This window comes from Thalassotalea sp. PS06 (assembly GCF_007197775.1).
Taxonomy (GTDB): Bacteria; Pseudomonadota; Gammaproteobacteria; order Enterobacterales; family Alteromonadaceae; genus Thalassotalea_A.
In genome coordinates, this window is the sequence record NZ_CP041638.1 from 1485645 (window position 1) to 1498276 (window position 12632).

14 protein-coding genes are annotated in these 12632 nt (G+C 44.8%); 6 read left to right on the top strand and 8 right to left on the bottom strand.

Translation table 11 applies throughout. The features are described 5' to 3' along the window. Positions 1–60: 60 nt before the first annotated feature. The 4 genes from FNC98_RS06510 to FNC98_RS06525 are packed head-to-tail and all read left to right on the top strand — an operon-like array spanning position 61 to position 1595. Positions 61–408 (top strand): hypothetical protein, encoded by a 348-nt coding sequence (locus FNC98_RS06510; protein ID WP_143580488.1) that lies wholly within the window; start codon positions 61–63, stop codon positions 406–408. 24 nt (positions 409–432) lie between these two features. Beyond that, positions 433–828 carry a hypothetical protein gene (locus FNC98_RS06515; protein ID WP_143580489.1) on the top strand — a complete coding sequence of 132 codons (396 nt, stop codon included), beginning with the start codon at positions 433–435 and terminating at the stop codon, positions 826–828. Between the two features lie 44 nt (positions 829–872). Beyond that, complete coding sequence (locus tag FNC98_RS06520; protein WP_143580490.1) at positions 873–1073, top strand: hypothetical protein; 201 nt, start codon at positions 873–875, stop codon at positions 1071–1073. 27 nt (positions 1074–1100) lie between these two features. Then, positions 1101–1595, top strand: coding sequence for an RDD family protein (locus tag FNC98_RS06525; RefSeq protein WP_143580491.1), 495 nt, complete (start codon positions 1101–1103; stop codon positions 1593–1595). 94 nt (positions 1596–1689) lie between these two features. Here the strand turns inward: FNC98_RS06525 and FNC98_RS06530 are convergent, their stop codons facing one another. The 3 genes from FNC98_RS06530 to FNC98_RS06540 are packed head-to-tail and all read right to left on the bottom strand — an operon-like array spanning position 1690 to position 4614. Continuing rightward, positions 1690–1929 (bottom strand): hypothetical protein, encoded by a 240-nt coding sequence (locus tag FNC98_RS06530; RefSeq protein ID WP_143580492.1) that lies wholly within the window; start codon positions 1927–1929, stop codon positions 1690–1692. Between the two features lie 57 nt (positions 1930–1986). Next, the gene (locus FNC98_RS06535) at positions 1987–3249 is read right to left on the bottom strand and encodes a dipeptidase (RefSeq protein ID WP_143580493.1); all 1263 of its coding nucleotides are present in this window, start codon (positions 3247–3249) and stop codon (positions 1987–1989) included. A gap of 30 nt (positions 3250–3279) precedes the next feature. Beyond that, complete coding sequence (locus FNC98_RS06540; RefSeq protein WP_143580494.1) at positions 3280–4614, bottom strand: sodium-dependent transporter; 1335 nt, start codon at positions 4612–4614, stop codon at positions 3280–3282. Between the two features lie 204 nt (positions 4615–4818). Here FNC98_RS06540 and FNC98_RS06545 point away from each other — a divergent pair, with 204 nt between their 5' ends. Both FNC98_RS06545 and upp read left to right on the top strand, forming a co-directional pair. Further along, positions 4819–5460, top strand: a complete 642-nt coding sequence (locus tag FNC98_RS06545; protein ID WP_144035486.1) for an MBL fold metallo-hydrolase — start codon at positions 4819–4821, stop codon at positions 5458–5460. A 70-nt stretch (positions 5461–5530) separates the two neighbouring features. Further along, positions 5531–6157 carry a uracil phosphoribosyltransferase gene (gene upp / locus FNC98_RS06550; protein WP_143580495.1) on the top strand — a complete coding sequence of 209 codons (627 nt, stop codon included), beginning with the start codon at positions 5531–5533 and terminating at the stop codon, positions 6155–6157. Between the two features lie 141 nt (positions 6158–6298). Here the strand turns inward: upp and FNC98_RS06555 are convergent, their stop codons facing one another. From FNC98_RS06555 to FNC98_RS06575, 5 genes are all read right to left on the bottom strand, one after another. After that, a complete protein-coding gene (locus FNC98_RS06555; protein ID WP_143580496.1) occupies positions 6299–6691 on the bottom strand; it encodes a DUF3718 domain-containing protein in 393 nt (130 codons plus the stop codon). 244 nt (positions 6692–6935) lie between these two features. After that, the gene (locus FNC98_RS06560; protein WP_409574566.1) at positions 6936–7436 is read right to left on the bottom strand and encodes an RNA methyltransferase; all 501 of its coding nucleotides are present in this window, start codon (positions 7434–7436) and stop codon (positions 6936–6938) included. A gap of 50 nt (positions 7437–7486) precedes the next feature. Beyond that, positions 7487–8923: a 30S ribosomal protein S12 methylthiotransferase RimO gene (gene rimO, locus FNC98_RS06565; protein WP_143580498.1), complete on the bottom strand. Its 1437-nt coding sequence runs from the start codon at positions 8921–8923 to the stop codon at positions 7487–7489. Between the two features lie 181 nt (positions 8924–9104). Then, the gene (locus tag FNC98_RS06570; RefSeq protein ID WP_143580499.1) at positions 9105–10055 is read right to left on the bottom strand and encodes a polysaccharide lyase family 7 protein; all 951 of its coding nucleotides are present in this window, start codon (positions 10053–10055) and stop codon (positions 9105–9107) included. Between the two features lie 109 nt (positions 10056–10164). Then, positions 10165–12477, bottom strand: a complete 2313-nt coding sequence (locus FNC98_RS06575) for a chondroitinase-B domain-containing protein (RefSeq protein WP_185968084.1) — start codon at positions 12475–12477, stop codon at positions 10165–10167. Between the last annotated feature and the right edge of the window lie 155 nt (positions 12478–12632).

A 12632-nucleotide genomic window follows, 5' to 3' on the forward strand; every position in this document is an offset into this window, starting at 1 on the left:
TTGTTTTGTATGACATATTGACGTACCTAACAAGTCGTAGTTCAGACAAGGAGTAATAAGGTGCAGTATCTTTATAATATGTTTCAGGATTTGAGGATTAGTGATCAGGATGTCAAACTCGATCAGGCAAAATACAGGTCTTTTCAAAACGAAGCCCATGCCCACACTTTGGCTGAGAAAATCGATCAGTTATACATTATGAATCTTGCGGCGTTAGAACTACTCAATGAACTGGGTGTCAGCAAGTCGCAGATTCAGAGAAAGATTGAAGAAATTGACCTGCGCGATGGCAAAAAGGATGGCAAAGTTGCTACTGCAAATGAATGTTCTGACTGTGGGCGCAAGGTTTCGAAACGCCGCTCTAATTGCTTTTATTGCGGTGCCAAAATTAATCAGCTGAGTTTTTAAGCGTTTTTAAAGAATGGAGTCCATATGATGCGAACGATGGTGTTATTCACCCTGTTATCTTGTTCGGTTCAAGCTAATCAGCCACCGCTTGTTGTTGATCGCGGCATATCGGGCGGTGATATCCAGCTCGCGTTTCCTAATGACGAAAATATTGTTCCGCAAATTAGCGACTTTGGTGTGTTAAATAATGTGTTAATGAGCAACGAGGCAGGGGAGCGTTGGGCGGTTGTTACCTTTACTAATTTGGCAACGGGAAAAAGAAGCCTAAACCAAAAACATGTCATGGCATTATTGGCGAACGGTGAGCGTATCGTGCCATACGAATTTTCCGAGGATTTTGAGGGAGGCGAAACTCTGTCCCTGACCCTGAATTTTGGTGAAAATAAGTTTCCATTATTGCAGGTTTATACCCGCAACTAACATTCACTTTTATCTAATCAATATCGAATTAATGGAGTTCAATTATGGCGGGAGTCGGTTTATTTAGCCTGCTAATCGTTTTTATCATCTGGCTATTACCTATTGTATTCATTGCCACATCATCGAAAACCCGCGCCGGCGAAAAGGTGATCTGGCTGATCTTAGTGGTTTTTGTGTCTTGGCTTGCCTGGTTGCTATATTGGCTTCTGGCGCCATTACACACTAGCGATTTGAAGCAATCCTAACTCAATTATTAAGAGACGTAATCAATTATGGAAGATAACAATTTTAAAGCACCTGATGCGGAATTAGTGGTAGAAACCAATCAGCAATATCGGTTGGCAAGCCGCTGGCGCCGTCTGTTTGCATCAATCGCAGATTCCATTGTAATGATGGTTTTGATTATTCCTCTGATGTTTATTACCGGAGCTTTTGACGACATCATGGCCGGTGGTGAGCCTTCACTAATCTATAACCTGGTGCTTGGTCTTGTCGGCGTGATTATTTTTGTTGCCATCAATGGCCATTTTCTTATCAGCTCAGGGCAGACTGTTGGCAAGAAGCTTCTTAATATCCGCATTGTTACTGATCAGGGTAAACATGCAGATTTCGGGGTGTTGGTAGCTCGCTACGCGTTTTATCTGGGGGTTCCGCTCATCCCGGTTATTGGTGGCATTATTAACCTGGTTAATATTCTGTTTATCTTTAATTCCACTAAACAATGTTTGCATGACAAAATTGCAGGCACCTACGTTATTGATAATTAATAAATACCTATTGAGTAGTAGAGTCATTCAGTAATTTGATTATTGAAAAGCCAGTTACGGATGGCTTGCTATTCAAATCGCTGCACTAGCAGGATTAGTCATCATCGCTATTTGGTCGGTTAAATAAAAACAGTAGAACGATGTGATACAGGGCAGATAACAGGCAACAAACGACCAATATTAACATTGGGTAAAACAACAGTGTTAGCTGTGCATCCCTTGCAATGAAAGCAAAACCACCGCAAATAAAAGCAATGACTACTTCTAAGAATATGACTTCTCGCTCATCTTTAATATTGGCGGAAATCGGCCGTAATAATCGTCTGATTTTCATCGCTACATCCTTGTAATGAAAAGGACGACTTTGATATTGTCGCCCTTGTTAATTAAATTATGCTTGTTCGCTCGTTTTGGCAGCGACTTCCTCAACCTGCTGCCACACCCGCATCAGGTTTTGTCCGAGAATTTTGGCAATATCTTCGTCGCTATATCCACGTTGAATCAAACCTTCAACTAAGTTTGGAAACGTACTAACGTCCTTGAGCCCTGTTGGCAGGCTATCGCCAACACCATCATAATCAGAGCCAATACCGACGTAATCGATACCCGCAATTTCAACGGCGCGATCGATGTGATCTAACACGTCCTGTATGGTGGCAAATGGGTAAGGGTTCTCGGTGCGATAATTCTTGGCAAAGGCCTTTACCTTATCATCATTCTTGTCCAAGCCATGTTCTTTAATGAAGTCTTCAGTTTTTTCGTCCTTGGTCAGATTCCATTGATAAGCCTCATTGGTCAGGAAAAATGAGCCAAAGTTAATCTGTATGACGCCGCCATTGTCTTTTAAGGCTGTTAACATCTCATCGCTCATATTACGTTCCATACCCGGTGTGAAATGGCGCAAAGAAGAGTGGGAGGCAATAACCGGGGCTTTGGTTAATTCCATAACCTGAAAAAAAGCCTGGTCGCTGACATGAGAGATATCAATCATTACGCCCATATCGTTCATTGCCGTGACTAACTCTTTGCCAAAAGGGCTTAATCCCTGCCAGTGTTTATCGTCAGAATAGGATGAGTCGCTGATATGGTTACTCTCGCTGTGAGCCAAGGTAATATAGCGCACACCGCGCTTATAAAAATGTTCCAGATTCTGCAAATCACCTTCGATTGGGCTACCGTTTTCCATACCAAGCGGCAGGGAAATCTTGCCCGCGGCGAAATTATCTTCAATATCTTTGGCTGAATACGCCAGTGCGAAATCATTCGGCGCTCTGCCAACGATGGCTTCAACACGGTCGATAAGCAAATCTGCCATGGCTTTTGGGCTATAAGGGTGTTGACCTGGCTCATCTTCTAATTTTGGCGGTGTATAAATCGACATAAATGCCGCATTCAGGCCACCTTGTCTGGCACGTGGTAAATCAAATTCACCTTTTTCGGTGGCTTTGGTTACATCTTCATACAGGCCTTCTAGTCGGTACGGCACATCGATATGGGTATCGACAATCAATTGCTGTTGTGCGAGCTGATGGGCTTTGTCACTGGCGACTATCTCTTTAACGACTGTCTCTGCAGGAGCGTCACTGCATGCGCTTGCGCCTAATAATGATAATGATGCAACCAGTGTGCAATTCGTCCAATTTGAAGTTTTCATTATTATTTTTACTCCTTGTGCTTGGGGTTATCAGTTAAAAGCTACATTAATAAAAACGATGCTAAGTAGTATCGGGCAAACAAAACGAATGTAGTTTGCCCAAAGTGTGATCCAGAGATTATCGCCGCGTTTTGCTTCGTCACGTAAACGATTGCCTCGGCTCCATAGCCAGCCAACGACGATAAAATAGAACAAGCCCATAATCGGCAATTGGAAGGTGTTCACCCAGGTGATAATCATGCCAAAAAGGGTGTCGAAAAACGCGACTAAGGTCATGCTCGCGATGAGTACAACAATCGAAACACCGAACGTCGCCTTGTTTCGTGACATGTTTTTATCTTCAACCAGGTAAGAAACCGGAACTTCCGTCGATGATAAGGTAGAGGTTAAAGCTGCCATTGACATTAGCGAGAAAAACACCAGGCCAACGATGATGCCAACATCTCCCATGGCATCAAATAAGTTAGGCAATATATTGAAAATCAATTGCCCTTCGCCAATAAGCACGCCGTTATCAAACACTTTCAAGCCATTATGCTGGGCCACAAACAACGCCGGAATAATAAGCAAACCTGCTAAGAAGGCAATTAACGTATCCAATGCGGTAATAGACGCCACCAGTTTGCCAAGGTTATCGCCTTTTTTCAGGTAGCTACCGTAGACCATCATGCCACCGACACCAATGGATAGTGAGAAGAATGCCTGACCCATGGCGGAAATAATTAACTTAGGATCGGTAATCTGGTTAAAGTCTGGCACCAGATACATTTTTAAACCTTCGCTGGCACCCGGTTGTTGCAGGATATAAATAATCAAACCTATCAACATGATAAATAGTGCTGGCATCAAGCGTGACGACCAGCGTTCGATACCGGCGTGAATGCCCTGGAATATGATTAACGCGGTGAGAACGATAAAAATCGGCGTGAAAATAATATTGCGGCCAAGGCTGCTGGTTTCCAACCAGGTAGCAACGCCTGTAAGACCAACAAGCTCTGATAGCGGTGCTAACGCATGGGATAACATCCAGCCGGCAACAATGGAATAAAAGCTGAGCATCAAAATGGCACCCATCAATCCAAATAGTCCGGCAAACTTACCCATTCGAGCTGACTTTGATGCGCAGGCTTCTTCTAAAGCTCCTACCGGATTTTTCTGTGTCTGGTTGCCGATATACATTTCAGAATACAGGGCAGGTAAGGCGAGAAGCAGGGTTACTATCAGGTAGATAAACAGAAAAGCACCGCCACCATTATTGGCTGCCTGAGTAGGAAATCCCCAGATATTGCCGAGTCCAATAGCGGAGCCTGCGGCTGCAAGAATAAAACCAATACGGGTGTGAAACGAATCGCGAACGGTGGCCATAGTTACTTCTGTGTTTGTTTTTATAGACCCATGAGCTTACCGATATTGCTCCTACCTTTGCAAGCTTTAAGGGACTGAAAAATCACTTTTTGCTGGATAAATAGGGCTCGTTAGTATTGATAGATTGATTTGTTCGGGTGGCGGGGTAAGAGATGAATATGCTAGTTTATAGGCATGTTATTTTCGTGAGCCTTGTAAAGTATGTTGCAGTATCAAATTATCCCGGTCACTCCGTTTCAGCAAAACTGTACCTTGATTTGGTGTGATAACACCATGGAGGGGGCAATTATTGACCCCGGGGGCGAAGTGGAGCGGATATTGGAAGCGGTCAATATACAAGGCGTGAAACTCACCAAAATCTTTCTCACCCATGCTCACCTTGATCATGCTGGCGGTACCGAAGAACTGGCAAGACGAATGCAGTTGACCATTGAAGGCCCGCATAAAGATGATCAGTTTTGGATTGATCTGTTCCCGCAACAGGTGCAACGTTTTGGGTTTGAACCGGTAGAAGCTTTTACCACCAGCCGTTGGTTGGATGATGGCGATAAGGTTTTCCTCGGGCACGAAGAACTTGAAGTTTACTTCTGTCCGGGTCACACACCTGGCCATGTCGTATTTTTCCACCGTCAATCTAAGCTCGCCCAGGTTGGCGACGTATTGTTTAGAGGCTCGATTGGCAGAACAGACTTTCCACGAGGCAATCAACAACAGCTTATCGATTCCATTAAAACCAAGCTTTGGCCGTTAGGTGATGATGTGCAATTTATCCCGGGACACGGGCCAATGGGAACCTTTGGCGAAGAGAGAATCTCTAACCCTTTTGTGGGAGAGGGCGTTCGATAAGATGTAGCGTGAATATGCAATATCGAGATCCTTGACCATACTTAAAGTTTAAGGCCTGTTCCGTATTGTTATGCAAATCACGCAATTAAGTCATCCTCTGGTTCGTCATAAGCTTGGATTATTGCGCAATAAAGACATTTCCACGCAAAAGTTCCGGCAATTGGTGACGGAGCTTTCCATTATGCTTACCTATGAGGCCAGTCGTCATTTACCGACCGAATTTCAGCAATGTACCACCTGGTGTGGTGATATTGAAGTCGAGCAAATCTCCGGTAAGAAACCAACGGCAGTGCCAATATTAAGAGCTGGGATGGGAATGTTGGATGGCTTACTTACTTTGATTCCTAATGCCAGAATCTCTTTGATTGGCATGTACCGAAACCATAAAACTTTTGAACCCGTCATATATTTCGAAAAGCTAGTATCGCACCTCGAGCAGAGAATGGTATTCGTCATCGATCCTATGCTGGCTACCGGTGGCACTTTGATTGCGACGATAGATTCACTCAAGCAGCAGGGGGCCAAGCAAATTGCCGTAATGGTGCTGGTCGCATCGCCAGAAGGACTGGAGCGATTAGCAAAACATCACCCCGATATCCAATTATATACCGCTTCGATTGATGACCATTTAGATTTGAACGGTTATATCGTCCCCGGGCTGGGCGATGCTGGCGATCGCTTGTTTGGAACAAGTTGACGAATCCTTGGATCAAGGATGCGGACGCATCAAGGGCAAAACTCGCTATGGCTAAAACCAGTGCAAGCTCGAAGGGCTCTTAAAGCCGACAGCGAAAGAGCGGGAGCCGTGAGGTAACTCCCGCGAATAGTCTGATTTGGGCTATTTGCCGCTTACAATGACTTGGACCTTGCCAGTCAATGGAGGGTAGGTGCCTGAGACGTCAATTATCTCGACATCACTATCCACTTGGTATTTGCGGCTGACGCGACCATTCAAAAACTCATTGGTGTCGGATGCGCCAAAGCTTTGCGCAAAGCTATTCACGTCGACGCCATTACAGGTCAGACTTAATCCCATTAATTGGAAATTGCCATCAAAACCTTGGCGAGCGTACTTCTTCAGTGAGGAAACATCGTTGCTCGCTGCAGAAATACAGGTTTTGGTGGCAATGGAACTATCGTTAGCTACAAACTCATACTGAGCTTCTGAAGCCATGGTGCTTAGCGGCAGAGCGCCAGCGAGTAAAATGGTGATTAGACGTGCGCGATTCATAGAACCTCCTCTCAAGTCTTCCCCCAATTAACATTCTAGAGGATCTACGGCCGAAAAGAGTTAACAGATTGCTTACATCTGTAACAAAATAAGTATGCAAAAATATAATTCATCCATTTATAAGTGATCTTATTGGTAACTCATTGAATGTATTTAATTTGTGTCGACTTTATGTGTTTTAAAAGGAATCGGTAGGTGAGAATAAATATTCTATATTTATGGGATTTTGTTTTAGGGAAAGAGCTTAGCGCACTTTCACCTTGTTATTCGTGTCGCGGCTGGTTTTGATAAGCTCGTCACCCTGATTACGATTTACATTTTTCGCAAGCCTATCATATAAAAGCACATTTACGGATGCCGCCAGGTTCATACAACCTTTTGTAGGCACGTAAACAACGGCATCCGCGGCATCGATAACTGCCTGTTCAATGGTGCCATCTTCTGGGCCAAACACGTAGTAGGCCTGTTCTGGATGCACAAATTCCGGTAACGGCTGCGCACCTTCTACCAAATCTACACAGATAAGCTTGGCGCCCTCGGGTTTAGCCTTTAGCAAACATGAGGTTTGCTGCATGGGAATATCCTGACGAGCGTTTTTGGTGTCGGTATGGAATTTAGAGGCATAATCGTAGCGTGAGCCGCTGTAAAAGATTTGCTCAGCCTGATAGCAACCTGCAGCACGCAATACGGCGCCGACGTTGGCAGGACTTTTCGGGTTGGTTAAACCAATACTTACTTTGCTCACGATACCTTCTCTTTTGTTGTGCTATCAATCAGCCTTCGATTAATTTGTGCTTAGTCTTCGACTTTAATGGCCCAAACATCGTGAGCATCGGCATGAATTACCTGAGCCCAGATTTTATCACCAGGCTTAACATCAAATTCATCACTCAGGTAAACCAGGCCATCAATTTCTGGCGCATCCATATACGTACGACCAACGGCGCCTTCAGCATTCACTTCATCAATCAATACCTGATACTCGTTGCCAATGCGCTGTTGCAATTTGGCGGCACTGATCTCAGATTGTACTTCCATAAAGCGCTGCAAACGCTGCTGTTTGGTCTCTTCATCGATCTGATCCGGTAAATCATTGGCAGTAGCGCCTTCAACCGGAGAATAGGCAAACGCACCAACGCGATCTAACTGAGCTTCGCGAAGGAACTCGAGCAATTCTTCAAACTCTTCTTCAGTCTCGCCAGGGAAACCAACAATAAACGTAGAACGAATGACCAGTTCAGGACATACCTCTCGCCATTTGTTGATACGCTCTAATGTGCGGTCAGCATTACCAGGACGTTTCATCAGCTTAAGAATACGTTTGCTGGCATGCTGAAACGGGATGTCCAGATACGGCAGGATCTTACCGTCCGCCATTAATGGAATAACATCGTCTACATGAGGGTAGGGATATACATAATGCAGGCGAACCCAAACGCCCATCTTACCTAGCTCTTCACACAGTTTTAGCATGCTGGTTTTCACCGGCATCCCATCCCAGAAATCGGTTTTGTGTTTTACGTCAACACCATAAGCCGACGTATCTTGTGAGATAACCAGCAGCTCTTTTACTCCAGCATTAGCCAGGCGTTTGGCTTCGCTAAGCACATCGCCAACAGGGCGGGAATCAAGATCGCCACGCATTGATGGAATAATGCAGAAGGTACAGCGATGGTTACAGCCTTCCGATATCTTTAAATAGGCAAAGTGTTTTGGGGTCAGTTTTACGCCATGATCCGGTACTAAATCTACGAACGGATTGTGCAGTGGTTTCGCCACATGCTCATGAACCTGATTCAATACTTCTTCATAGGCGTGTGGCCCCGTTACGCCAAGGACATTAGGATGAATTTCGGTAATTTCATCTTCTTTAGCACCCAGGCAACCGGTAACCAGAACCTTACCATTTTCTTTAAGGGCTTCACCGATGGTGTCCAAAGATTCCTGAACCGCGGAATCAATAAAGCCACAGGTATTAACAATAACCAAATCTGCATCATCGTAACTTGGCACCACGTCATAACCTTCAGTGCGAAGCTGGGTAAGTATGCGCTCAGAATCCACCAGGTTTTTAGGACAACCAAGACTGACAAAGCCGACCTTTGAATTACCACCGCCTTGCTCATGACCAACCTTGCTGGCACTGTCACTGACACTGCGCTTCACAGCTTTGGCATTCTCGGCACTGGTTTGCTCTGGCAATTGATTCGGGTCGAAAGTCTCTACGCTCATAGGTTTCCTGTCATTGATACTGGCGATATTGATAAAAGTGGCGGGATTATACCGGATTCAAAAAGGGATTTCAGTTGTGAAATTGTAAGTGATAAAGCCAGGTAATGGTGTTGGTAAATTTTAGCGATTAAAAAAGAAGCCATATTGCTCCTTTTTCCTTAACTATATAACCTGTAGTGGGTTAATCGTGGCTGTTATCTAATTGGTAGAAGGTCGCCTGAACAAAGTCGTTATCTTCGCCGGTATTGTTCTGGTTATAAACCCCAGCTTTGAAGTACATGTACTGGCTGCTTTTGTTGTAACCACTTTCGCTCATATCTACTTCTTGCACCACATCCTCCTTACCAGGACGAATAATGGTAACGGTTAATAGATCGCCTTTGGCTTCAATGCGGTAGCTGAAAACTTCATCAAGCAAGACACCATCTTCGTCATTTTTCGCATTACTCGCTCTGGAACCTATCATGTCATACCATTGGTCATCGCCATCTAATGGCTCGTGAGCAATATAAATAGCACCATGGGTATTATTTGGAAGCTTGCGATAATAAAGCCGTACAGGTTCATCGTCTGTGGCGTGAATTTGCCCAATTATGACTCGGCCAACCTGTTTAGCACTGCCCGTTGTTGTTACGTGGTTGACCGCGAGTGTAGCTTCTAAGACACCGTCAACACCGCCAGCTTTTTTACGAACCTGACGTCGGGCACTACTAAATACCCAGTTATTTTTGGTGATGCCTTTTACCCCAACGCTGGTTTTGCCAGCACGCAACATTTCTCTGAGTTCGGCACGGGTATAGCTAGTATTTTTTGAGGTTTTCGGACCTTTCACTGGTGCTGCAAACACCATTCCGCCATCGGCAGCCGTGTAAAACAAAGGTTCTACCGACAACCCTTTCGATAAGTAGGTTTCCGGCACATTATCAGCGATACCATCTTCATTGGTATCAATTGGCAGGCTAATGCTCCAGTCGCTTAAATCAAAATTCTGTGAAGGTTTCTTGCTTGGGTCAAGCGTTATAACTTCACCACGGCTATTGGTGATTGGTTCAGCGTGAGCAAGGCCAATGAATGCTGACGTTGCGCAGATAGCGCTTAGAAGCAGGTTATGGATAAATGTGGGTCGAGACATGGATGACAGACCTCTTAATATGAAAATGGAGAATTTAGAGAGGGTAAAACGAAAAGTAGCCAGCGCACGGGGAGCACTGACTACTCAAGCTTCGAAACGGACTTCGAACTTACTCCTCAGTCGCGGTCCAGGTAGTGAATGGACCAACTTCGTTTTCTTTAATCAGGTGTAATTTGCTGATATCAGAACCGATGCCAGCGTCAACACCTTGACCACTTACCAAACCATCGTCATTAGCAGCGGTTAAATCAGCTTCATCTAACGCACCAGAGGTGGTTGATAAGTCGATTGAACCTCCATCGGTTACGTCTTTCGCGTAAACGTGGTTGTCGGCAAAGGTCAGCACATCAACGGTACAACCAGAGTTGTCGAACTTCACAGATAAGATGCCTTTAGACGATTCGGCGTTGCTGTTACCAGTAACGTTTGCAATCAGGTTATCGGTAAAGTTAAGGCTAGGACGCTCATTACCAGAACATGATTTTTCATCAAAGTTAATACCTTCACGGGCGTTGTAAACTGTGTTTGCAGTAACCTGTGAAATTAACACGCTAGGATCACCAGCATTGTCAGCAATAATCGTTTGGTTAGATGTATCGTCAGTTTTATCGGTGTGAATGAAGATTGCACCGCGACCACCAGAAGTGGTTCTTACGTTAGATATGTAGTTGTTAGTAATGGTATGACCCATCGACGCGAACGCGATACCGCCGTCATCACTGTCATCACCAGTTGGAATGATAACGTTGTTGGATACCGTGCTAAATCCACCATTTTCAACAGAAATCATACCGGTAGAGTTAACAATGGTGTTACCCATGATAGTGGTGGCACTTGATTGGATCTTCATCAAACGCTCATCAATCTCAACATTGTCAAAACGGTTGTATTGAACTTTGTGATGGTTCATCAAGGTAGCGTCATTACCCGTAGAACGACCAACCTGGATGACATATGCCCCACTTTTTCTGTCGCCAGACTCGGTAGCCATGTCTTTAAACAGGTTGTATTGAATTGTGGTGTTAACCTTTTCGTTTTCTTTCTGGTCGGTATAGATAGAAATGGCACCACTTTTATCGATGCTGCTATCCCAACCTGTGAACAGGTTACGCTCGATGATGTTGTCTTCACCTTTAATTTCAATCAGGTTAAAGCCTACAGTACCCGCATAGCCGTCAAATGTGCTGTTACGAACAATAACGCCTTCACCATCGAGTTTCACCATGGCATTGCTGGTGCTTGAACCGTCACAAGTAGAATCGGCGATAGCAATTGTATCTTTGAAGGTAAGGCCATCGATTGTGGTACCGGTACCTTTAATCTCAACACAGGTGTAACCGCTAATTTCTGCTGTACTGCTCATCGTGCGAGTCAGAACTAAACCATCGATATCAATAGTGATAGGCGCCATATCGGTGTAATCACCACCGCTGGCACTTGCCAGGGCAATCCAATCGTTTTCTGAAGCTACACCAAGAGCGGCTACTAGCTCATCTTCGTTTTTAACAATTGCAGAATATACACGATCGCCAACACTTGCCGTTAAGTCTTCGGCTGCGCCGTCGCCATCGGTATACATGGCATTTACAGTTACCACTTTACCAAGCTCAGCGGCGGTTAGCATGTATTCATCAGTTGTTGCGCCGTCGATTGCCATACCATCAGCCATCCATTGATAGCTAATGTCACCATCAATACCATTTACATCGGTAACAGCAACAGAAAGTGTCTGACCATTTAAGGCATCGCCTGAAAGTACGATGTCACCTGGCTGTGGTGGAACGACTTCTGGCTCTGGCTCGATTGCCGCAGTTGGAGCGGATGTCACACTTTCATCAAAACCATCGTTATCGACATACGTCGCCATTACAGTAATGGTTTTACCCACTTCATCGTCAGTAAGTTGGAATGTGCTTGCATTGGTATCAATGGCTTCGCTGCCATTTGCCATCCAGCTATAGGTTACGTTGGATGGATCAAAACCATTGTCGTCCATTAAATTGGCGGTGATTAATTGACCAGACTCCAGGGTACCAGAAATGGAGATGGTACCAGCGGTGTTCGTAGCAGGAATTTCTACAGTTCTTGATTCTTCAGAGCGAACCTGTTCGTTATAACCGTCGTTATCGGTATATTGTACTGAAACCGTGATCTTGGAACCGGCTTCAGCTTCGGTAAGAAGGTAAGAGCTGGATGAAGCACCGGAGATAACCATCTCGCCCGCCATCCATGTATAGCTGATGCTGCCTTCATCAACGCCATTGCCGTCACTAACGCTTGCAGACAATGCAGAACCTACTAACGCATCCCCAGATAAAGCAACTGTACCCAGTGAATTACCACTGCTGTCGGATACAACACTGTCGTTACAGGCAGTCAGGGCTAGCATAGCCGATGATGCCATCAACACTTTTATTTTCATTTTGGTCATTCCCACTTTTATTATTAATGGTTTAATCTTTTTCGTAGAAAAGTCATCTTCCCAGAAAGACTGCTAACGATACTCGCAATATCTCACCAACCTGTCAAGCCAATAACGGTTTTTAATACAACCTTAATTTGATTTTTGGTAAGGCC